This window comes from Bifidobacterium scardovii JCM 12489 = DSM 13734, from assembly GCF_001042635.1.
Classification (GTDB): domain Bacteria; phylum Actinomycetota; class Actinomycetes; order Actinomycetales; family Bifidobacteriaceae; genus Bifidobacterium; species Bifidobacterium scardovii.
On the sequence record NZ_AP012331.1, the window covers coordinates 563622 to 586669 of the forward strand.

Annotated in this window: 17 protein-coding genes and 3 tRNA genes; 17 read left to right on the forward strand and 3 right to left on the reverse strand. The window is 67.8% G+C overall.

Going from position 1 to position 23048, the window contains the following annotated elements:
* The first annotated feature begins 213 nt into the window (after nt 1-213).
* The 6 genes from BBSC_RS02255 (at nt 214) to BBSC_RS02280 (ending at nt 8760) form a co-directional block, all read left to right on the forward strand.
* On the forward strand, nt 214-1530 hold the full coding sequence (locus BBSC_RS02255) for an MFS transporter (RefSeq protein WP_033516626.1): 1317 nt from the start codon (nt 214-216) through the stop codon (nt 1528-1530).
* A gap of 610 nt (nt 1531-2140) precedes the next feature.
* Nucleotides 2141-2662 (forward strand): 50S ribosomal protein L10, encoded by a 522-nt coding sequence (rplJ, locus tag BBSC_RS02260; protein WP_033516625.1) that lies wholly within the window; start codon nt 2141-2143, stop codon nt 2660-2662.
* A 103-nt stretch (nt 2663-2765) separates the two neighbouring features.
* Nucleotides 2766-3146 carry a 50S ribosomal protein L7/L12 gene (gene rplL, locus BBSC_RS02265; protein WP_033516624.1) on the forward strand — a complete coding sequence of 127 codons (381 nt, stop codon included), beginning with the start codon at nt 2766-2768 and terminating at the stop codon, nt 3144-3146.
* Between the two features lie 254 nt (nt 3147-3400).
* Nucleotides 3401-4897, forward strand: coding sequence for an FHA domain-containing protein (locus BBSC_RS02270; protein WP_033516623.1), 1497 nt, complete (start codon nt 3401-3403; stop codon nt 4895-4897).
* Between the two features lie 9 nt (nt 4898-4906).
* The gene (locus tag BBSC_RS02275) at nt 4907-8515 is read left to right on the forward strand and encodes a helicase (RefSeq protein ID WP_033516675.1); all 3609 of its coding nucleotides are present in this window, start codon (nt 4907-4909) and stop codon (nt 8513-8515) included.
* The gene (locus tag BBSC_RS02280; protein WP_033516622.1) at nt 8512-8760 is read left to right on the forward strand and encodes a hypothetical protein; all 249 of its coding nucleotides are present in this window, start codon (nt 8512-8514) and stop codon (nt 8758-8760) included. The genes BBSC_RS02275 and BBSC_RS02280 overlap by 4 nt, the downstream gene beginning before the upstream one ends.
* A gap of 117 nt (nt 8761-8877) precedes the next feature.
* Here the strand turns inward: BBSC_RS02280 and BBSC_RS02285 are convergent, their stop codons facing one another.
* From BBSC_RS02285 to BBSC_RS02295, 3 genes are all read right to left on the reverse strand, one after another.
* The gene (locus BBSC_RS02285; protein ID WP_033516621.1) at nt 8878-9576 is read right to left on the reverse strand and encodes an SAF domain-containing protein; all 699 of its coding nucleotides are present in this window, start codon (nt 9574-9576) and stop codon (nt 8878-8880) included.
* A 226-nt stretch (nt 9577-9802) separates the two neighbouring features.
* Complete coding sequence (locus tag BBSC_RS02290) at nt 9803-9994, reverse strand: FmdB family zinc ribbon protein (protein ID WP_033516619.1); 192 nt, start codon at nt 9992-9994, stop codon at nt 9803-9805.
* A 38-nt stretch (nt 9995-10032) separates the two neighbouring features.
* A complete protein-coding gene (locus BBSC_RS02295) occupies nt 10033-10779 on the reverse strand; it encodes a 5-formyltetrahydrofolate cyclo-ligase (RefSeq protein WP_231862249.1) in 747 nt (248 codons plus the stop codon).
* A gap of 48 nt (nt 10780-10827) precedes the next feature.
* Here BBSC_RS02295 and BBSC_RS02300 point away from each other — a divergent pair, with 48 nt between their 5' ends.
* From BBSC_RS02300 to BBSC_RS02350, 11 genes are all read left to right on the forward strand, one after another.
* Nucleotides 10828-11517, forward strand: a complete 690-nt coding sequence (locus BBSC_RS02300) for a GNAT family N-acetyltransferase (RefSeq protein ID WP_033516617.1) — start codon at nt 10828-10830, stop codon at nt 11515-11517.
* Between the two features lie 159 nt (nt 11518-11676).
* Nucleotides 11677-12891 (forward strand): hypothetical protein, encoded by a 1215-nt coding sequence (locus tag BBSC_RS02305; protein WP_375713302.1) that lies wholly within the window; start codon nt 11677-11679, stop codon nt 12889-12891.
* Nucleotides 12892-13092: 201 nt separating this feature from the next.
* Nucleotides 13093-13386 (forward strand): co-chaperone GroES, encoded by a 294-nt coding sequence (groES, locus tag BBSC_RS02310; RefSeq protein WP_033516613.1) that lies wholly within the window; start codon nt 13093-13095, stop codon nt 13384-13386.
* A gap of 206 nt (nt 13387-13592) precedes the next feature.
* Nucleotides 13593-14609 (forward strand): AAA family ATPase, encoded by a 1017-nt coding sequence (locus tag BBSC_RS02315; protein WP_231648949.1) that lies wholly within the window; start codon nt 13593-13595, stop codon nt 14607-14609.
* Between the two features lie 112 nt (nt 14610-14721).
* Nucleotides 14722-19299 carry a transglutaminaseTgpA domain-containing protein gene (locus BBSC_RS02320; protein ID WP_033516611.1) on the forward strand — a complete coding sequence of 1526 codons (4578 nt, stop codon included), beginning with the start codon at nt 14722-14724 and terminating at the stop codon, nt 19297-19299.
* 83 nt (nt 19300-19382) lie between these two features.
* Nucleotides 19383-19464 (forward strand) — tRNA-Tyr (locus tag BBSC_RS02325).
* Between the two features lies 1 nt (nt 19465).
* A tRNA-Thr gene (locus BBSC_RS02330) sits at nt 19466-19537 on the forward strand.
* Nucleotides 19538-19542: 5 nt separating this feature from the next.
* A tRNA-Met gene (locus BBSC_RS02335) sits at nt 19543-19616 on the forward strand.
* 49 nt (nt 19617-19665) lie between these two features.
* On the forward strand, nt 19666-19836 hold the full coding sequence (gene rpmG, locus BBSC_RS02340) for a 50S ribosomal protein L33 (protein ID WP_003807891.1): 171 nt from the start codon (nt 19666-19668) through the stop codon (nt 19834-19836).
* 297 nt (nt 19837-20133) lie between these two features.
* The gene (locus tag BBSC_RS02345; RefSeq protein ID WP_033516609.1) at nt 20134-21339 is read left to right on the forward strand and encodes a UDP-N-acetylmuramate dehydrogenase; all 1206 of its coding nucleotides are present in this window, start codon (nt 20134-20136) and stop codon (nt 21337-21339) included.
* Nucleotides 21340-21467: 128 nt separating this feature from the next.
* A complete protein-coding gene (locus BBSC_RS02350; RefSeq protein ID WP_033516669.1) occupies nt 21468-22958 on the forward strand; it encodes an amino acid permease in 1491 nt (496 codons plus the stop codon).
* Nucleotides 22959-23048 lie beyond the last annotated feature (90 nt).

Genomic DNA, 23048 nt, shown 5'->3' on the forward strand with positions numbered 1-23048 from the left:
GTTCCCCAAGCGTTCGGTGTTCACTATGTGAGCGCTCTCTTTTATTCCGGACGGCGCTGGGGCACTATCGGTGATTGGCACAGCGGTGTGCGTCACCGCAGCCAGAAGCGAGCGTGTGGCGCGCCCCGTGTGTTTTCGCCGTTTGAGGACAACCCATTGCAACGGCAGTTTGAGATTTCCTTGAGAAGTGTTCGAGAATAAGGGGAAGACGCCATGTCGGCAAGTGCAGTCGCGTCTACTGATACACAAGTAACCGTTAAAAAAGATTCCGTGCCCGAGATCATCGCCGCATCCATGGTCGGCACGGCCATTGAGTTCTACGACAACTATTGCTATTCCATCGCCGCCGCCAGCTATTTCGGCACGATCTTCTTCACCTCCGTCGCCAAGTCCAACCCGGCGCTGGCCACGCTGATGTCGTTCGTCACCTTCGCCGTCTCCTTCCTGGCCCGTCCGTTCGGCTCCCTGCTGTTCGGCCACTTCGGCGACAAGATGGGCCGCAAGAAGACACTGGTGATCGCCCTGCTGACCATGGGCATCTCCACCTTTGTCGTCGGCCTGCTGCCCGGCTATGAGCAGATCGGCGCCTGGGCCGTCGTGATCCTGTGCGTCTGCCGCGCCTGCCAGGGCGTCGGCCTCGCCGGCGAATGGTCCGGCGCCGCGCTGGTCGCCACCGAGAACGCGCCCGCCAACAAGCGCGCGCTGTACGGTTCGTTCCCGAACCTCGGCGCCCCGATCGGCTTCTTCTGCGCGTACGGCATCAACCTGCTGCTCACCACCTCGCTCACCCATGACCAGATGCTCTCCTTCGGATGGCGCATCCCGTTCCTGCTTTCCGCGGTGCTGGTGATCGTCGGCCTGTACGTGCGCGAGCGCATGAGCGAGACCCCGATCTTCAAGAAGGCCGCCGAGGAGAAGCGCACATCCAAGCACCCGCTGCGCGATCTGCTGCCCTACTGGAAGGAAGTCGTGCTCGGCACGGTGGCCATGGGCATCACCTACACGCTGTTCTACACGCTGGGCACTTGGTCGCTGAGCTACGGCGTGACCGGCCTTGGCTTCAAGGAGCCCGAGTACCTTGGCATGCAGATGGTTTCCGTGGTGTTCTTCGCCGCGTTCATCATCGTCGGCTGCCTGTGGGCCGACAAGTCCGGCCGCAAGAAGGTGCTGCTCGCCACCACCGCCGCGACGCTCGTGTTCAGCCTGGTATGCCCGGCGCTGCTGCAGCACAACGTGGCCATGATCATGGTGTTCCTGTGCATCGGCTTCCTGCTGATGGGCGGTCTGTTCGGCCCCTCCGGCGCCTACCTGCCCGAGCTGTTCCCGACCAGCGTGCGTTACTCCGGCGCCGGCCTGAGCTACAACCTCGCCGCGATCTTCGGCGGCGCGTTCGCCCCGACGATCGCCACTTGGCTGGTCGGCAAGTACGGCATCATGTCGCTTGGCTGGTACCTCGGCGTGATGTCCGCGCTGGCGCTCGTGGCGCTGTTCCTGATCAAGGAGAGCAAGGACAAGGACTACACGAAGTAGTTCGCGGCCTTGTGGCTGCGGCGGCCTATGGCCGCGGCCGGCGCGCGCACTGTGACGCGCATGCCTTTCGATATGGCAGATAAGGGCGGAATCCGTGATGGCACGGGTTCCGCCCTTTTTGCGTCGGTGCCGCGCCGGGGCGGACCGCCGCGCTTCTTCCGGATGCGGGGTGCCTGCCCCCGCTGGCGGGGGCTGTCGCGCCTGCCTGACCTTCAACGCCAATTCCTTCGCTGCCTGCCCCCGCTGGCGGGACTGGGGGTGGTCGAAAAGCTGCGGTGCCAAGCATTCGACCAACCCTCCGGCGCCACGCGCCACCTCACGCCAACGGCACGCCGCCGGCACGCCTTCGACACGCCTGGATTGCGCTCTGTCGTGGTCGGCGCGTATATTATCATTCTTGTAAACCACAGACCGTTGGTTGGGGGCGTATGCTCCACGAAGTTTGGTTCGCCAAGCCAGCGCAGGTTGAGAGATAGTTGCCCTTCACGGGGTGGCCCGCGAAAGCGGCGAATGTTGCTCTGCCTGTGCGCAGGGCTTTTTTATTGCCCTGCGGATACTGACCAAAGCGTTCCGAACGGATGGATCAACGGCCGATCTAGGAAGGAACGCCATGAAGAGGCCCGAAAAGGAAGTGGTGGTCGCCGCGCTTACGGAGCAGTTCCGTAACGCTGATGCCGTCTACCTGACCGAGTACCGCGGGCTTACCGTTCCGCAGGTTTCCGAACTGCGCGAAAAGCTAGGCCGCGATACTTCCTACACTGTGGCTAAGAACACGCTGGCGCGCATCGCCGCCAAGGAAGCGGGCATTGAGGGTCTTGACGACCTGCTCAAGGGCCCGACCGCCATCACCTTCGTGAAGGGCGACTTCATTGAGGCTGCGAAGACGCTGCGTGACTTTGCCAAGACCAACAAGGCTCTCGTTATCTCGGGCGGCTATGCCGATGGCACCGTCTACGATGGCGAGTCTGCCGCCAAGCTGGCGGACATGATGTCTCGCCCGCAGCTGCTCGCCAAGTTCGCCGGCGATGTCAAGGCTACGACGGCCAAGGCCGCGTACCTGTTCACCGCTCTGCCCACCAAGGCCGTGCGTACGATCGACGCCCTGCGCGAGAAGCAGGAACAGGCAGCTTGATCCTCATGCGGCTCGCCGCATGAACCCACTCGGAAAAACAACAAAAACATTGAGACGGCAGTTCGGCACAAGCCGGTAGCCGCCAGAATGAAAGGAAGCCACAATGGCTAAGTACACCAACGATGAGCTGCTGGAAGCTTTCGGTGAAATGACCCTCGTCGAGCTCTCCGAGTTCGTCAAGGCCTTCGAGGAGAAGTTCGACGTCGAGGCCGCCGCTCCGGTTGCCGCCGTCGCCGCCGCTCCGGCCGCCGCCGCTGCCGAAGAGGAAGAGAAGACCGAGTTCGATGTCGTCCTGACCGCCGTCGGCGACAAGAAGATCCAGGTCATCAAGGCCGTCAAGGCCATCACCAACGCTGGTCTGGCCGAGGCCAAGGCCATGGTTGACGGCGCTCCGAAGGCCATCCTCGAGAAGGCCAAGAAGGAAGATGCCGACAAGGCCAAGGCTCAGCTGGAAGAGGCTGGCGCCACCGTCGAGCTCAAGTAATGACCGCGGCCCCAAGGCCGCCTCATGCACTCGCGTGAACCCCGTTGCCGTCGATTTTGTCGCGGTGGCGGGGTTTTCCGTTATACTGGGTTATCCTCGAGTAGGGGGATTGCGCGATGATTATGGGCGGAAGTTGTCAAGTCCTGTTCCGATATCGTGCGTATTCTCGGAAAATCGTGACACAATGGCACGTAGTGTGTCCTGCACGCGAGTTGTGGTGAAAGGAAGGGTGCACGGTGAGTGAGGATCAGCGAATGTCGCAGCGGTGGTTGGTGAAGGTCGAAGGTTGCGAGCAGGTCAGTGTCCTGCCGTCCGAGCAGCTGGAGATCGGGCGCAGGCCGATTCGGCCGCTCGTCGACAACGGCGTGCCCCGCTTCGAGGTGAGTGACGAGACGCGCTCCATGTCCAAGCGCCACGCGCTGTTCACCGTCGCGGCCAACGGCTCGGCCAAGATCCGGGACCTGCATTCCACCAACGGCACGTATGTCGTGCGCTCCGACGGCAGCCTGATCCGCCTGCCCGAGGACACGGATTTCCCGTTGCCGTCCTCGGCGATACGCATGCAGTTCGGCGATGTGCCGATCGATTTCGTCCGCGTCGACGAACCGGCCGAGGAACGGTTCCAGCCGGTGGCCGACCTGTTCGACTACGCGCTGTCGGACAGCAAGCCCGAACCCGATGCGATGGACCTGTCCGTGGACGACATCCTCAACCTGCGCGCGGGGGAGCCGACGAGCATGTTCAACGCCGGCAGCGTGGCGCGGCGGGCCAGCGAACTCAAGGCCGCGGAATCGCGCAGCTTCCCGCCGCTTCGCGGCATGTCGTCCGGTGACGTGCCGGGCGACTCGGCCGGCGACGATCCGTTCCCCGATTCGATGCCGATCAATGTCATGCAGCCCAAGACGGCGCAGCCGCGCGACCTGTTCGCCGACGCACTCGCCGATCAGGAGCCTTCCGGCCAGGAGCCCGCCGACCAAGGGGCCGCCGGCCAATCAGCAGCCGTTCAGACGCCGGCCGCGGGAACCGCCGAACAGACGGGCGCGCCGGCCTCGTCGGAAGAGCAGCCCGCGTCCTCGCCCGCCGCCCAGTCCTCTTCGCAGGCCCCGGTGGAGGAGACGACCTCCGAGAGCGCAGCGCCCGAGACCTCCGCCGCACCCGGGAGCGCGCCGGCCGACGATGCCGCCGCGCCGGCCGATGCCGCGGCGCCGGATGACGGCCAGAGCCGGGAACAAACGGACCAGAGCCAGACGGATCAGAGCCAACCGACGGGTCGGACCGACCAGCCCGACCAGACCGACCAGCAGCAGAACACCCCGGTATTCACGCCGTTGGCGCAGGCCGCCGCCGATGCTGGCGCGTCCGCGACGACCGCCGATCCCAAGGACGACGAGGCTGTCAGGTTCGGCGCCCCGGACGCCGCCGGTACCGCCGGCGATGCGGAGTCCGGCGCCTACAGCCCGGTATTCGAGCCGGGGTCCGTGTTCGACCGCGTGTCCAAGGGCGAGTTCAAGCAGCCCGAGCAGACCGTGGAGGTCAACGGCTTCACCTCGGACGAGGCGAAGCGCACCGACGACCTCTCCCTGCAGTACGAGATGGCCAATTATCCCGAACTGTTGCCGTTCCTCGCGCTGAATCCCGCGCTGTACGACGACCTGTACGGCTGGCTGGCGGCGCGTGGGGACCGTGACATCGACGCCGCGCTGGCGAACAATCCGGGGTATCAGAACTACCGCAAGGTAGTAAGGAAGTGAGTGGCGAAGATGAACGATAACACCACGCGCGGGTCGCTCGCGGATATCCGCACTTGGCGCGAGCAGTACCGGTCGTCGTTGGCGCCGTCCGCATTGGAGGACATCAATCAGCTGGGCGCCCGGCTGGATATGACGCACGCCCATCCCTCCGGCATCGCGCAGCTGTTCGCCGGCGGCCATGCGCCGCTGGACGCGCTGTTCCGCGACAACGGCATGCTGCGCGCCGCGTGCCGCCGGCTGGAACGCGTGCTCGACGATAAGAGCGCGAAAATGCGGCTGAGCGGCGTGGCCGAGCTGTCGCTTGTGGTCGGCGTGGCCAGCTGGACGGGCAACCAGATGCCCGTGCTGCTCTACCCGGTGGACGTGGCGGATTCCGGCGGCGCGATCGACGAGAAGACCGTGATCCGGTTCACCGGCCATGTCGAGCTCAACAGCGCCTTCGTCGCGGCCGTGCGCGAGCAGGGCATCGTCCTCGACGCGGACGAGCTGTTCGACGGGGACAACTACGAAAGCGGCATTCCCGACACGACCGCCGTGTTCGGCGCGATCAGCGAACAGGTCGAGCGCGTGTTCCCCGATTTCGCCATCGAACGCCAGATCGTCCTCGGCTGCTTCGTGGACCCGTCCTCGCTGATGCTCGCCGAGAGCCAGCGCATCATCGACAAGCTGTCCGAGGGGAACGGCGGCAACCGGCTGCTGGACGCGCTCGCCGGCGACCAGGCGTCGATCGAGGCTCTGGGCGGCGGGAGCATGCCGGAGTACAGCCCGTTCGACGCCGACCCGCATTCCGAATACGAGATCGGCGACGTCGACAACACCGTGCGCTACGCCGCGAACATGGCGGCGGCCGGCCACAGCCTGTTCGTCGACGGCGAGGTCGGCAAGGGCACCGCGGAACAGGCCGCGGCCATCGCCTCGCGTTGCGTGATGAACGGCCACACCGTGCTGTATGTGCCGTGCGTGGCCGAGCAGAAGCGGCGCTTCATCCAAACCGTCAGCAGCAATGAGATGCGCGGCCAGATGCTGGACATCGCCGACGAGAAGACCAACGCCAGCATCGACCGCCAGCTGATCGCCGCCGTCAGCTTCCAGCCGGGCGTCGCCACCTCACGGTTCGACCAGCTTGCCGACGAGCTGGTCGGCGTGCGCTCGCGCCTGACGCGGTATCTCGGCGATCTTCACGGATCGAGCGAGCAGTGGGGCGTGTCGGCCTACCAGACGATCCAGAACCTGGCCAGTATCGCCGCGATGCCGACCCATCCGGCCACCAGGGTGCGCCTGAGCCTCGAGGCTGCGCGTTCCCTGAACGGCCATCTCGACGAGTGGGCGGGCAAGCTGCGCCGTGCCGGCGAGCTCGGCGAATTCACCATCGGCCCCGAAGACACCGTGTGGTTCAAGGCCTCGCTGAACAGCGAGGAGGAGGCGGTGAACGCCTACCAGCATGTCGTCGACCTGCTGCGCAAGCTGCTGCCGGCCACCCGCGACCAGGTGACCTCCACCGTGCAGACCTGCGGATTCCCCGTGCCGGCAACCGCCCGCGAATGGGGCCGCCAGGTCACGGTGCTCAAGAACCTGCGCCGCGTGCTCGACGTGTTCCAGCCGGAGATCTTCGAGCGCGACATCGCCTCGATGATCGAGGCCACCAAGCCGAAGGCCGCGCGCAAGGCCGAAGGCACGTCGATGGGATTCTGGGAGCGCCGCCGCCACATCAAGGAGGCCAAGAGCCTGCTGCGCGTCGGTGCGCAGGTCGAGAGCCTGCACGAGGCGCTCAAGGTTGTGGCCAAGCAGGCCGACCAGTGGCGCATATTCGTGCCGCACGGCGGGTGGCCGGTGCTGCCCAGCAGGCTTGACGACATCATCGAGACGCAGGACGCGCTGTCGGAGGGCATAACCGCGCTCGACGCGGTGCTGGCCACTACCCCGGCCGGCGGCAACCTGGAGACCGTGGAGTTCAACGACGTCGAGGAACGGCTCAAGGCGCTGTTCGACGACCGCCGCGCGCTCGACACCCTGCCCGAGCGCTACTGCCTCGAGCGGGAGTTCCACATGGTCGGCCTTGACGGGCTCGTCGACGACCTGCACAACCGCCGCGTGCCGAACGAGGCGCTGTCCGCCGAACTGCAGCTCGCATGGTGGACCACCGTGTTCGAGGACATCGTGCGCTCGTCGGCGATCATCTCGAACCAGGACGGGTCGGTCATGCAGACCGCCGCGGACCGGTTCGCGCAGGTCGACGTGGAGCATGTGCGGTCGATCGGGCCGATGGTGGCGCAGGAATCGATGCGCCGCCTGAGCGATCTGCTGTTCTCGCGCACGCAGGAAGCCAACCAGATGCACACCGTGCTCGCTGGGGCCGCGCACACGCCGTTCAGCAGGATCCGCCGGGATTACCCGCATATCCTCTCCGCGGCCAAGCCGATCCTGATCGCCACGCCGGCCACGCTGGCGGCGCTGACCGCGCCCGAGCCGATCGCCGATGTGGCGATCATCGACGCCGGCGCGCACATGCCGTCGATCGAGCTGCTGACGATCGTCAGCCGCGCCCGCAACGTGGTGGTGCTGGCCCATCGCCGGACCGTCACTTCGCCGGCGCTGTCCAAGCTGATCGGCATGCTGCCCAGCGTCACCGTGGCCTCCCGCCCGTCGCGCCGGGCGCCCAAGCTCACCGCATTCCTCGAGACGCACGGGTACGGCGATGTGCGGCATGATGTGGCGCGCGCCCAGGGCAAACTCCGGTACCACTATGTCGAAGCCGCCGGCGTGCCGGTGATGACGACCGGCCTGGTCGAGTCCAGCCAGCAGGAGATCGAGGAGGTCGTGCGCCTGATCGCGCAGCGCGCCGCCGGATTCGCGATCGTGCCGGCCGGATACACTCTCACCGTGGTCAGCCTGACCGAGACCTTCCGTGTCCGGCTCGGCGCCGAACTCAAGGCGCTGGCCGCCCGCGACAAGTCGATGGGCCAGTTCCTGCGCCATGTGCGCATCGTCAGCATCGTCGAGGTCGCCGGTGCGCAGGCCACCGACGTGATCCTCGCGGTCAGCTATGCGAAGACCACGCACGGGCGCCTGCTGCAGCAGTTCGGGCCTCTGGAGAACGAGAACGGGCAGCGTCTGCTGCTCGACGCGCTGGCATTGGCCGACCGCGACGTCGACATCACCGCCGCGTTCCGCGCGGACGAGATGGACGACGAGCGCATCCACCAGACCGGGCCGCAGCTGCTCAAGACCATGCTGCGGTGGGCCGAGCATCTTGACGACGGCGAGCCGCTGCGGCCCGCGCCGGCCGTGGCCGGGAACGTGCTGTTCGACGATCTGGCCGAGCGCCTGCGCGCCCGCGGGCTCAACGCGGCCGTCAACTACGGGTTCGATCGGGGAACGCGCATTCCGTTGGTCGTCGGGCTCAAGGACAAGCCCTTCGCGCTTGCCGTGCTCACCGACGACGTGCAGTTCATGAGCACCCAGTCCACGCGCGAACGCCACCGGATCATCATGCAGGATCTGATTTCGCTGGGCTGGTCGGTGATGAACGTGTGGAGCGTGGCCGCGTTCGTCAACCCCGACAAGGAGATCGACCATATCGTGGCGAGGATCAGCGACATCTATCGGGAGAAGCGATGAGCGGGGATACCGTGCAGGAGGGCGGTTCGGACACGTCCGAGAACGCGCCGGCGTACAGCGCCTCGCGCCGCACGCCGCGCAAGCATCGCCGCGTCGTCTTCCACGGCACGGAGCGGTTCGACGCCGATGGCGTCAAGCTGGAGCCCGGTGACATGGTCACCGAGCGCCAGCGCGAGGCGGATGACGACCAGCGTATCCTCAGCGAGCTTCCCCCGCACTGGGCCGTATTCAACGAGCGCGGCTGACCGGCCGCCGCGGCCGCGATGCTGCACGGCGGCGTGACGCGGCGCGGTACGGTACGGCATAGTGATGCCATGATGCCGCGTACGGAACTTCCAGTCCCGTACGCGGCATCTTTCGCGTTATGGCGATGGTCCCGTCACGGCGAGCAGGGCGCCGGCCTCCTGCGAGGCCATGACGCGCAGCGCGTCGGCGGGCGCCATGGCCAGCGACACCAAGGCGTCCGCGGCATAGGCGTCGCTGCCTGAACCGCTTGAACCGCTGGGAGCGGCGCCGGAGCCGCTGAAACCTCCGTACGTCCCTTCGCGCGCCGGCAGGGCCATGACCACGGCCCGGGAAACCAGCGTGCATGACCCGATCGCCTGGCCCGGCGCCGCCGTATCGTCCGCCGGTTCCATGCCGTCCGGCGCGGAATCGGCGCATCCGGCCGCCGAGGCCAAGGCGATTTCCTCGCCCGGCCGCAGCGCGCCGGCCAGGCTGGCCAGACGGACCTCGACCACGGTGAAGCCCGTCGGCGCCACCGGGGTCGCCGCGACCATGGGCGCGAAAAGCGGCTGCCCGGCTGTAATGTCGATCTGCGCCACGTTGCCGCCCAACGGCTCATCCAACTCGTCCAGGGACGCGATCGCGCCGTCGAGCACGGCGCTGGACGGAACCTCGACCACCCGCAGCGCATCGCGGTCCAATGCGCCTCCGCGCGCAATGTCGTGCGAGGCGACCACCACGGGCCGCATCGCCACGGTGCCGACAACGCAGGCCAGCGCCGCGAAGACGGACAGCCCGGCGCAGCAGGCGGCCGCCAGCCGCCGGGCCGTGCGCATGACCCGGCGCCGCCGCAGGCCGCCGCGTGCGCGCCCCGAACCGCGCGCCCCGGGCTTCGCCCCAAACAAAGAATCCGTCATCATGCCAGCATGATGACGGATTCGTTATCCGAGGCGCAAGCCGAACCGGCGTATGTGGTCGAAAGGGTGAGTTATCCACAACGCATGATCCGCATGGGACGCATGCGCCGCAGCCGTCGCCCTCCGTCCGGTCCGGCGCCCGCCGTCACTTGGACTTGGATGCGCCGTCGGTGCGGTAGAAGCCGCTTCCCTTGAACTCGATCGGGACGGCGGAATACACCTTGCGCACCTGCTCCTCGCCGCACTTGGGGCAGATGGTGATCGGATCGTCGCTAAACGACTGCTGCTCGGTGAAATCGTAGTTGCAGTTCTTGCAGCGGTAATGGTAAGTAGGCAAGTCTCTTCCTCCACAGACTCGGGTCTCGCGTCAACTGTTCATAATCCTAATCGTTGCCGCGACAGGACCGCCCCATCGTCTCGGCCACAGCGAAATCGGAATTCCGGCGTGAGCACGGCGTCCACGGGGATGTCGTGCGCTTCGCGTGGAAGCGGGTCCTCGGCCACCTCCCAAGGCCAGCAGACGGCGACGGTAAGCGCGTGAGGGGAGCGCCGCCCGAGCGCGCGGTCGTACCATCCGCCGCCGCGCCCCAGACGGGTTCCCGAACGGTCGACCATCAGCGTCGGCGCGATGATCAGCGAGGCGCCCTGCAGCGCCGTCAGACCGAGCACGGCGCCGCCCGGCTCCTGCGGGCGCCACGAGACGCGCTTCGGATTGGCATCGCCCGCGTCGGAGCCGCCTGTGGCCGGCCGCTCCCGCGTGCCGTCGGCCAGCACGTCATGCAGGTCGTCCATCGCGCCGAGCATGCTCCAGCCGACGTCCAGCCCGCGCCCGAGCCGTGGCACGATCACGCGGAACCCCTTATCGAGCAGCAGCCGCAGCAGCGGCCGGGTCGGGATTTCGGTGCCCATCGACACATAGGCCGCCACGGTCGACCTCGGTGCCAGCGCGCTGATCAGGGGTGCGGCGACGCGGGCCAGGCGCTCGCCGGCGATGTGCAGGTCCTCGGCCGGCACCGTGCGGCGCTTGGCGAGCGCGTTCCGGCGCAGCGCCGTCTTGCCGCCGGCGGAACCGGGATCCGGCGATCCGCCGACCGCTCCGGGCGGCATGCCATTCGTGTCCATACGGCCGTTGTACCACGAACGCCGTCCGGGGCGTGGCACAATGGGGACGTGTCTGTTTTCCAATCGCTGCGCGAGGCGTTTCACTTCAATGACGCGCAGGCCATACGCATGCCGGCTGTGCTGCCGGTGGCGGGCGAGGCGGGGTTGCCGGTCCGGCTGCGCCCGCTGACCATCGATGACGAGCCGGAATGGAACGAGGTCCGCTGGGACAATACGGACTGGCTCGCCCCGTGGGATTCCGGCGACCCGATGCATGGATCGCCGCTGACGTTCAACGCGTGGATCCAGCGGCAGCGCCGCAGCGAACAGGACGGCACCGGAGCGCTGTTCGCCATCGTCCATCAGTCGAGGATCGTCGGGCAGGTGTCGCTGGGGGCCGTCTGCTACGGTTCGATGCGCACCGGGGTCGTCGGGTATTGGGTGAGCCATCGGTATGCCGGTCGCGGATTCGCGCCGCTCGCCGTGGCGCTGCTCGCCGATTGGGCGTTCGCCGACCCTGCCGGCCCGCAGCTGCATCGGCTGGAGATCGCGATCCTGCCGGAGAACCACCGTTCGCGGCGTGTCGTGGAGAAGCTGCACGCCCACGCCGAGGGCGTGCGCCCGCGATACATGTACATCAACGGCCGGTGGCGGGACCATGAGACATACAGCCTGCTCGCCGAGGACATGGGCGGGGGCTTCGCGGCGCGCGTCTGGCGGGAGCTGGCGGCGGCCGGCCAAGCGCCGCACGAGGGCTGAGTCCGCGGCGGGCGGCGCCATGCGGCGGGCGGACGGCGACGCGGCGCCCGACACGCCCGGACACAATCTTTCGATTTGTGCGGGCGTTCTCCTATTCTTATGAGCATGGGTTACGAATCGCTAAGCACTGTCGTGGTGCTGGTGATTGTGGTGATCATCATGGCCGGCTGGCTGCCTACGCGGACGGTGAAGGGCATGAGGAAAGTGGCGGAACATCGCGAGGACCGGTATTCGTCGTCGCTGCATCTGGTCGACAAGGACAGCGGCACGCGATTCTCCGACGAACGCACGCCACCGGCGAAAGGGATTATTATGCAGTCAGACCACACGCGGGGCGCGAAGTATTCGTCAGAGCACATCGCCCGTGTGCGTCAGCTGCGCCGTGCCGCCATCCGCCGCCGCCGGATCATCGTTATTACGCTGTTGGCGATCACCGTACTGGTACTTGGCATCTCCTTCCCCTTGAAATTCAGCCCGCTGTTCGCGTTGATCCCGGCCGCCCTGCTGGCCGTGGTGCTGGCGCTCGGCGCGCGGGCCGCGTCGCAGGCCCGCGAATGGGAACGCAAGGTCGCGGCGGCCAACGGCAGGCGCTCGGGCGCCAAAAAGGCCGCGGCCACGCCTGGTGCGGCCGGTGTCCCCGCCGCTGCGGTGCCTCCTCATGAGGTCGGCGCCGCGGCGCCGCAGGCTCCCCGCGTCGATTCGCGCGCGGATGCGGCGGCCAAGCCCGACGATCCCGCCACCGATGTGATGGAGCAGCGTGAGATCCGCCGTGTGCTGCGCCAGGCGCGCGAGGAGCAGGTTCAGGCGCTGGCCGAGCGTGACCGGCGCAAGGATGAGGCCGTTGCCGTGCAGCAGCCGGAGGTCGCCGTGGCCGCCGATCACAGCGCAGAGGAACAGTCGAACGTGGCGGATGCGACTGCACCCGATACCGCGAATGAGCCGCATGGCGCCGCGGACGGTGCCGTCGTGGTCAAGAGCGATCCGGCCGCGCCCGCCGCTGCGCAGGATCAGCCTTCAGCCGCCGCGCAGGCTCCCGACGAGACCAGCGAACTGGCTCATGTCAAGCCGTCGCGCGCGATGGATGCCGTTGACATGGCCTCCTCGCAGGATCTGATCTCCTTCTCGCTCGGCGCGCCCCGCAATGGCGTCGACGTGGCCCCCGAGGCCCCGGAGAGCTTGGAGATCAAGTCCATGCGCCAGGTGGCCAAGGCGGTGCCGGTTGAGAGCCCGGCCACGGCCGATGAATCGCCCCGGATGAACGACACTGCCGCCTTCCATGCGGCGGAGGTGGAGCGCGACGTCGAGGCGCCCGCGGCGACGGACGAGTCGCTGGGCAACGGCCTCGAGGCCATTCTGGCCCGTCGTTCTTCGTGAACCGAGGGCGTCGCGTGCGTTTTCTCCTGAATTCGCAGGGGTTTCACTCTCAGCGTTAGCACTCGAGTTGGCAGAGTGCTAATAATCGCGCTACGATGAGTCTTAGCGCAAAGGGACGATGCGGCAAAGTGATCGTCAGCCTCTTTCAAGCGGAAGCCCGGCGCGGGAACATTGGATTTCTAAGATACGAGGTGACCTACAGTGTCGATTAAGCTCACACCGTTGGAAGACAAGATCATCGTCAAGCAGGCCGAGGCCGAGACCCAGACCGCTTCCGGTCTGTTCATTCCGGACAACGCCAAGGAGAAGCCGCAGCAGGGCGAGGTTCTGGCCGTTGGCCCGGGCCGCCGTGACGACAAGGGCGAGCGCATCCCGATGGATGTCAAGGTTGGCGACAAGGTGCTGTACTCCAAGTATGGCGGCACCGAAGTGCACTACGATGGCGAGGATTACCTGATCGTCGCCGCCCGCGACGTGCTCGCCATCCTGGGCTGAGACCGTTCGCCTGCTCCGCCCGCATGATGCGGATGGAGGGCCTATGATCCCGCTGGTCACCGGACCAGCGGGATTTTTTTAATTCTTGACATGCTCCCGCCAGCGGGAGCATGTCAAGCCTCCATTCATCGTCGCGCGAAACCGGGGGACTCCGAGGGTCGGCTGATATCCTTGAAACTGACAAGACAGCGTGGCGATTGGGGGGCATGATGGCGGACAATGCAGGGATCGGCGCGGCCACTTCGGATCTGTCGGATATGCCAATCGCCCCGGATGCGCCGGCCGCCTCGGCCGAGGCGGCCGCCCGCCTGGTCGACGCGCTGGCCGGCGTGCTCTCCTGTTCCCGCGAGGTCATCGAGCTGGCCGTCGACACCTTCGCCGCGGGCGGCCATCTGCTGCTCGAGGACGTCCCGGGCGTTGGCAAGACCACGCTGGCCCGGGCGCTGAGCCTCGCCATCGGCGGATCCTCCCGCCGCATCCAGTTCACGCCGGACATGCTGCCCTCCGACCTGACCGGCGTCAGCATCTACGAGCAGTCCACGGGCGGATTCACCTTCCACCCCGGGCCGCTGTTCGCCAACATCGTCATCGCCGACGAGGTGAATCGAGCCAATCCCAAGGCGCAATCCGCCATGCTCGAGGCCATGGGGGAGTGGCAGATCAGCGTCGACGGCACCACCCACGCGTTGCCCGACCCGTATTTCGTCGTGGCCACGCAGAATCCGATCGAACTCGAAGGCACCTATCCGCTGCCGGAGGCCCAACTCGACCGGTTCATGACCTGCACGAGCTTCGGCTATCCCGACGCGCGTGCCGAAGCGGCCATGCTCACCGCCGAACATGCGTCACGCCCCTTGGAAGGGCTGGAACAGGTCTGCTCGCCGGACGACATGCGCGCGATCCGCCGCGCGGTCGAGCGGGTGCGTCTGGCACAGCCGGTCGCCGACTACATCGTGGCGCTTGCCGCGGCGACACGCACGCACGATCAGGTACGGTACGGAGCCTCCCCTCGCGGCAGCCTGCATCTGGCCGCCATGGCCCGGGCCCATGCGTTCGCCCAAGGCCGGGATTTCGTGCTGCCCGACGACGTACAGCGCATGGCGGTGCCGGTGCTGGCCCATCGACTGGTGCTCGGCGGCGTCGGGTACGGAATGGCCTCGTTGGCGCAGGCGCGCGAGATCGTCGCCGGCATCGTTGCCGGCGTCGCCGCGCCGCGCGCGTGAGGTGACTCCCATGCCATCCGATGCCACGCCGGTCACCGCCACGGGAGCGGAGCCTCGACCCGCATCCCGCGTCCGACGTGCCCGTCGCGCCGCGTGCTGGCGCAGGCACGGCGTGATACGCCCCAGCGCGGCCGGTCTGGCGGTGGCGCTGTTCGGCGCCGGATTCTGGTATGCGGGCCTGCTGCTCGACGATCGCGCGCTGATGGCCGCGGCGTTGACCCTGACGATCATCTGGGGGCTGTCCCTGGTCCTGATCGTGACGCAATGGGCGTTGCTGCGGCGGCAGGCGAACGCCGCGCCAGCCAAGGCGCGGTGGTTGCGGAGGCTGCGGCGCGTGCTGTCTTCCCGCTGCGTCATCGTGCGCGACCAGTACGAGCGCCTCGATCAGAGCGGGGCGGTGCTGGAACGCCACGTCGGCGACCTGCCGGGGCGGCGTGGGCTGTACCGCCGGGTTTCGTCCTTCGTGCGATGGCGTGATCCGTTCGGCCTGTTCGCCGCCTCCCGCGTGCTCCGCAGGAGCGAGGAGACCGCGGTGCTGCCGCATGGGGGCGCCGCCGCCGACCCGGTCAGCCGTATGGCCGACCGCCGACTGCAGGGGCAGGACCACGCCGACGACACCGGGGGCGTGCGCGCCTACGTGCCGGGCGATCCGCCGAAGCTGATCTCGTGGAAGGCCACCGCTCATCGTGGCGATCTGATGACCCGGGAGACGGGGCGCGACGTGCGGACCTCCGCCATCGTCGCGCTCGACCTGCATTCGCCGGGCGTGACCGAAGCGCACGTCGACGCCGAAGCCGAGCGGGTGCTGCCATGGCTGGCGCAGTCCGGCGCCGAGCATCGTCTGATCGTCACCGACGGCATGCACGTCGCCGAGGACCGCGACCATGCGGTGCGGTTGCTGGCCGCCGCCGTCCCATCCGGCGGGGCCGGCGATGCCCGCGGTGCGGAAGGCCCAGACAGAACGGGTGACGCGAACGGCGTGGATGACGTGGGCGGTAAGGGCGGCAAGGCGCGTTCCGACTCGCCGGAGGGGATGCGCGTGCTGGCGGTGCGGATCGCCGAGCTGGCGTCCCGGCAGCACCGCGTGACGGCCATACGGCTGATGACGCCGCAGCCGCAGGGGCCGTTCGCCGCGGCGCTGCGCAGGACCGTCGATCAGGGGCGGCTGCGGATCGTCGAGACGGCGCAGACCCCGCATGCCGAGGACGGACGCCCGGATACCGCGTCTTCGCGTGGCGTGACGGTCGAAACGGCGCGTCTCGCCGACCCCGTTCCCGCGGTCGTGACCCTTGCGCATGGCGATGCGGAGCCCACCGCTCCCCGCAAGGACAGTACTCCCCGTAAGACCGGTACGTCCCGCAAGGCCGGCACGCCGCATATCCGAGACGTTCGGCGCGCCCCGTGGAGCCCCGGCGCGATCGATGCGATGGGGCGCATCCTCACCGCCGCGGCGCTCCTGACCTTCTTCGCGATCTCCTTGGCCGCGCTGACCGGTCTGGTCACCGGCACCGGGTACTGGCCGTGGTTCGCCGGCGCGGCGCTCGCCATCGTGGCGATCGAATCCAATATCCCGGCGTCGGGCGGAATGGGATATGCGTTGCGCACCTGCGCCGTGATCCTCGCCGATCTGCTGGCGGCGGCGGTGATCGTCGTGATCCGCGTGCGCGACATCTGCGGTATCTGGCTGTCCGCGATGCCCGATCCCGCCGACATCGGCTCGCGGACGATCGGGGAGGGGCAGTTTGCGCAGCCTCTGCAGCCGCTGGTCGACTCGCCGCGCCACCTGCTGTCGGCCCTGGTCGCCGACGGATTCCAGGGGCTCAACCGGCAGCTGCCGCCGGTCAGCGTCGACGCTTACGGCGATTTGGTGCTGGTGATCGCCGTGGCGGCCGTCGTCGCCGTCATCCGCGTGCTGCTGGCCGCACACCGCACCGCGCCGGCGTTCGCGCTGCTGCCGGCCGTGCTGCTGGCCGCCGACTACGCTTTGGTCGGGCATCAGAGCGACTGGTGGCGCATCGGCGCGACGGTCGTGGCGTTCCTGATCTCCCTGTGGTCGGTGCGCCCGCAGCGTGCCTTGGCGCCGCTGCCGGTCGTCGCCGGCATCGTGAGTTCGGCGCTGGTACTGGCCCTGACGCCCCCGGCGGTCGACTTCGCCTATGCGGTGCCGCTGTCGATCGGCGATTCGGCCGGGTTGCTCTCGGCCAACACCATCAATCCGATGGTCGATCTCAAGCGGTCGCTGTCCTCCGGCTCGCAGTCCGTCGTGCTCACCTATCAGGCGCCCGGCCGCACGTACCTGCGCATGACGACGCTGGACGACTTCGATGGGGACACGTGGAGCTTCGACGAACAGCTGGCCAAGGACGGCAATTTCTACGGTTCGGGCATCCAACTCGGCCTCGATGGCGACGACACGATTCCCGACTACCAGCGCATGGCGTACTACGACAACCCGCTGTCCATGTACCTGTACGCGATGGACTTCGACGGTTTCGCGATGGCGGTTGCGGGCGGCGACGGGTCGGCCCCCTGGTCCGGCGCGTCCTCGTCCGCTCCGGCGTTCACGAACGCCGCGTCCATCCGGATCGAGTCCCTGAGGTCCCGGTTCCTCCCCGTGCCCGGAGTCACCAACTACCTGCACGGCATCGGCGGCGACTGGCTGGTCGCCCGGTCGACGATCTACAACCGCGCGTCGACCACCGCGCAAGGCATGGAATACGCCGTTTCCGGCATAGGCCTCGATCCGATCACATCGGATTCGGGCATCCGTCAGATCGGTTCCGTGGACGCGATGCGCCGCCAGCTGGAACAGCGGGTCACCACAGCGGACGCGCTGCGCCCCGAACGGGCCAGGGTGCGCCATGCGGCGGTGTCCCAGGGCATCGCCACCGCGTACCGGCACTGGATGCTGGTGCCGCTTTCCATCGGCCGGGACGGCACCGTCACCGATCGCGGGGGATCGGTCGTCGGATCGGCGACGATACAAATCGGCGGTATAAGCAATCTCATCCTGTCCCAGGCGTTCAAGGATCGGTTCATCATCGGCGACGACGAGACGACAAAGCAGCTGATGTCCCGGGACGGCTCGATGGTGCTGGTGCTGCCGCTGCCCGGCGAGGATGGGGCCGGCAAGGATGGGTCGGGCAAGGATGAGTCGGGTTCCAGCGGCCTGCGCGATCTCGGTTCGTATGCGGACCGATACGGGTCCGACGGCGAATCCGGCGGTTCGGACGGGGGAAGCTCCGGCGGCGTCAGCACCGAGTACTACGACCTCAACCGGGAGCTCGCCGATCTGATGACGAGCGGCGGGTACTCCGACGTGATCTCGTACGGGGGCACGCGCACCTTTGACGCGAATTTCCTCCGCTTCCTCCTGGACATGGCCGACGCGATGGGCGACGATGCCCGCCGGCAGTACCGCTCGCTGCCGCAGGATCTGCCCGATAACGTGACCGCGCTGGTGGACCGGGCCAGGGCCGAGGGCGTCGCCACCGACGGCGACGGCTACGACCATCAGGTCGCAGCGATGCAGTGGCTGGTCAAATACTTCACGAATCCCGACAACGGGTTCGCGTATTCGCTGGATGCCCCGGACGGCGACGGGCGCGGCAACATGCAGGTCATCGACGATTTCCTCGCCGCCAGGCAGGGCTACTGCACGCATTACGCGTCCGCGCTGGCCGTGCTCGGGCGCGCGATGGGCGTGCCGACGCGCATGGTGCTCGGCTACAACAAGGGGGTCGGCGGCGCCAACGCCGACGGCAGGTACGAGGTCATGGCGCGCCAGCTGCACGCGTGGGTGGAGGCGTACATCGACGGCGTCGGCTGGGTGCCGTTCGATGTGACCCCGGCCTCGCCGGACAACGGCAGCGCCGTCGAGGCCGGTGCGGACACGAACGCCGGCGGCGGAACCGGCGCCGAGGACCTCGCCGGGGTCGACTCCACGCAGGAGGGCGACGGCACGCCGGACGTCGGTGCCGACGCGAACGATGGCGGTCAGCGGAACCGGCGGCAGAACCGGAACACGCGTGATGACGGCTCCTCGGTGGCCTCGGAGAAGAGCGGTTCCGGTACTTCGGTGCTCGAGGCGTTCGGCGTGCCGTTCTGGGCGCGCGTCGCGCTGTGGTCGCTGCTCGCCGTGGTGGCTGCCGCGCTGCTGACGCTGATACCGGCCGGCATCCGCGCGCTGCGCCGGCGCCGGCGGCTCCGCGCGATCGAGGCCTCGCCCGGGGCGCGGGCGTGGGGCGCCGCGTGGGCGGAGATCCTCGACTGCGCGTGGGACACCGGCGTGAGGTGGCGGGCCTCCGACACGGACCTCGCCATCGGCGGGATGATCGCCGGGTACCTGACCGGTGCCGGTGCCGTTGCCGGCTCCGGTGCGGACGCGGGTGTCGATGCCGATAACGATACCGATACGGATGCGGCGGCGTTCGTGCGGCTCGTCGCGGAACGGGTCGCGGCGCTGGCGTTCGGCGCCGGATCCGCTGCCGAGCGCGGCGGCACGCGGCGTCTTCGCACGGGGCTGGCCATGGTCCGCACGGCGTTCCGCGAAGCCCGTCGTGGCAGGTCCCCATTCTCGAGGCTGGTCGCGACATGGTTCCCCGCGTCGGTAATCCGCGGAATATGGCCGTTTTCAGCCGATCGCCGTGGCGTGTCGGGTGGATTTCGGGCGGCTGCGACACGCCGGTGACGCGCTGTGATTTGCGCTAGTCCCGCATCCGTGGCATTATAGCCAAGTTGCCGAAACGCGGCCCCGGTCGCTTGCGGGAACATGGCGGATTTCCCAAGCGGTCAAAGGGAGCTGACTGTAAATCAGCCGCTTCGTGCTTCAGTGGTTCGAATCCACTATCCGCCACGCCTCGATAGCTCAGTGGTAGAGCACTTCCTTGGTAAGGAAGAGGTCGTGAGTCCGATTCTCACTCGAGGCTCTCATGGCGGGGTAGCTCAGCTGGCTAGAGCGTACGACTCATAATCGTAAGGTCAAGAGTTCGAGTCTCTTCCTCGCTACAAAGGCCGGTAGAAAACCGGCGGACAACGAACACAAGAGGTGAATTCAATGGCAAGCAAGAGCGCCGACATCCGTCCGGGCATCACGCTGGCATGCACCGAGTGCAAGGAGCGCAACTACATCACGACGAAGAACCGCCGCAACACGCCGGATCGTCTTGAGCTCAAGAAGTTCTGCTCCCGCTGCGGCAAGCAGACCGTGCACCGCGAGACCCGCTGAGCGCGTTCCAACAGATTTTTTCAACCCGACCGAAACGGTCGGGTTTTTTGTTTTTTGCCGCGTCGGGCCAGTCGTGCCGTGCCCCGGCGGAGGGGTGTCGGGCTGCGTACTGTCGGCAAAGCCGACTGGGGGTGGTCCGGCGGCATGGCATCAGCCACCCTCAGTCTCGCTTCGCGAGCCAGCTCCCGCCAGCGGGAGCTGCACGGGTTGGGTCATGGTCCGTCCTGCCCCGGCGGAGAGGCGTCGGGGCGCGTGGGGATGGTGACACGGGCGGAGCGTGCTTGTACCATGGCACCTATGACGAGTTTTGCTGATCTCACCACCATCGCCGTAGGCGGCCCCATCGCGCGGTTCGTCGAGCCGACCTCCCGCGTCGGCGTCATCGAGGCCGTCGAGGACGCCGATTCCAAGGGCCTGCCGTTATGCGTGATCGGCGGCGGATCCAACCTGCTGGTCGCCGACGAGCCGTTCGACGGTGTGGTCGTGCGCGACGCGCGCCGGCTGATCACCGTCCCCGACGAGGCCGCCCCGGTCGAGGGCGGGGAGCGCATCGTGCACGTCAACGCCGAGGCCGGCTGCAACTGGGACGATTTCGTGGCGTTCACCGTCGAGATAGGGCTGGAGGGCGTCGAGGGGCTGTCCGGCATCCCGGGCACGGTGGGCGCGTCGGTGGTGCAGAACATCGGCGCATACGGCCAGGAGGTCGCCACGTCGGTCGAGTCGGTCGAGGTGTGGGACCGCCAGACGAAGCAGACCAAAGACATCCCGGCCTGCGAGATGGGGTTCGGCTACCGCATGAGCATGCTCAAGGCCAGCATGTACGCGGCGCCGGCGGTCCCGGCCGAGGCGTTCTTCCCGACCCCGCGCTACGTGGTGCTGTCAGTCACCTTCGCGCTGCGCCACTCGCCGACCGGCACGGTCGGCTACGGGCAGCTGGCCAAGGCGCTCGGCGTCGAGGTCGGCGATCGCATGGAGACCGGCGCGATCCGCAGCGCGGTGCTCAAGGTGCGCGCGGCCAAGGGAATGCTCGAGGACGCCGGGCGGTACGCGCAGCCGGCGATGGCCGGCACCAAGCGCGCCGAGCAGATCGCCGTCGCCGTCAAGGCCCAGTCCGCGCAGTCCGGTTCGCGGTCCGCCCAGCCGGATTACGACCGTCGCAGCTGCGGCAGCTTCTTCATGAATCCGATCCTGACCCCCGAGGCCGCGGCCGTGCTGCCCGAGGACGCGCCCCGTTTCGATGTGGTCCTGCCCGACGGCTCCGCCGGCGTCAAGACCTCCGCCGCATGGCTCATCGACCACGCCGGATTCCACAAGGGCTTCCGCATCGATCCGGAATCCAAGGCGGGGTTGTCCTCGCTGCACACGCTGGCCCTGACCAATCGCGGCGGGGCTGCCGCGGCCGATGTCGCGGCGCTGGCGAAGGCCGTGCAGGACGGCGTGGAGGCCCGGTTCGGCGTGCGCCTGGTGCCGGAGCCGGTGGTGGTCGGCCTGAATCTGCGGTAACCGCCGCGGCAGCCGCCCGAGGTGGCCCGGGCCGGCCGATGTAACGCGGTGCCTCTATTGTCGGGGGTGAGATTGTCCCGACAATGGTCCCGATACCAGAGAGAGAAGCGCGAGCGTCAGCCATGGCCATGCATGTATTCCGCACGAAAACCGTCGAACAGACCCTCGCCGAGACCGGCGAGGAGGGGCGTTCGCTCAAGCGCAACCTCACGTGGTGGGACCTGTCCATCATGGGCGTGGCGGTGGCCGTCGGCGCCGGCATCTTCTCGGTCGGCGCGCAGGCCGCGGCCTTCCATGCCGGTCCGGCCGTGATCATCAGCTTCCTGATCGCCGGCGTCGTATGCGGCGCCGCGGTCATGTGCTACGCCGAATTCGCGTCGATGATCCCCGTGGCGGGGTCCGCCTACACCTTCACCTACACGACGGTCGGCGAGATCGTGGCATGGATCATCGGATGGGACCTGATCCTCGAGATGATGATGGCCGGTTCGGTGATCTCCAAATACTGGGGCGTCTACCTCAACGACTTCATGCGGCTCATGGACTGGCAGGGGAGCACCGTGGTGCAGGTCGGCCCGCTGAGCGTAGACCTCGCGCCGATCGTCATCGTCGCGTTCTTCACCACGCTGCTCGTGTTCGGCACCAAGATCGGCGCCCGCGTGGACGGCGCGATGACCGTGTTCAAGATCGCCATCGTGTTCTTCGTCGTCATTGTCGGGTTCTTCTACGTCAAGGCGTCGAACTTCACGCCGTTCATCCCGCCGAGCGAACCGGCCTCGGCCGTCTCTGGCGGCTCGCTCGCCGCCAATTCCCTGAACCAGCCGCTGTGGCAGTGGGCCACGGGCATGGCGCCGAGCGTCTATGGCGTGCCGGGCATCCTCTCCGGCGCGGCCCTCGTGTTCTTCGCGTTCCTTGGATTCGACGTCGTCGCCACCGCGTCGGAGGAGACCATCAACCCGAAACGCAACGTGCCGCTGGGCATCGGCGCCGGCATGGCGCTGATCATCATCATGTACACGCTGGTCGCCATCGTCACTACCGGCATGGTGTCGTACAAGGACCTCGCCAAGCGCGACAGCCCGTCCCTGGCCACCGCCTTCGAACTGGTCGGCGCCGACTGGGCCGCGAAGATCATCAGCTTCGGCATCGTGCTCGGCCTGGCCACGGTGGTGATGGTGCTGCTGCTGGGGCTGACCCGCGTGGTGTTCGCGATGAGCCGCGACGGGCTGCTGCCGCGCGGCCTGTCGAAGACCGGCCGCCACGGCACCCCGGCCGTGCTGCAGATCGCCGTCGGCGCCGTCGTGGCGCTGGTCGCCGCGCTGTTCGACATCGGCGTGCTGAGCGACATGGTGAACATCGGCACGCTGTCCGCGTTCACGCTTGTGGCCGTTTCGGTGCCGATCATGCGCCGCAAGCGCCCGGACCTGCAGCGTTCGTTCACGATGCCGGGCAATCCGTGGGTGCCGCTGCTCATCGCGGCCGCCAACCTGTGGCTGATGCTCAACCTCAGCGTGCTCACCTGGGTGCGGTTCGTCGTCTGGCTCGTCATCGGATTCGCCGTGTACTTCGGCTACGGCTACCGCCACTCGCGGCTCGGCTCGGGCGAACTCGCCGGCTGAGCCGTCGGCTGATTCGCCGGAGACCGGGCGGCCGTCTCGCCGGACTGGCCGTCGTGGCCGGAGGGGGCGGCGCGGGCCGGCGTCTCGTGC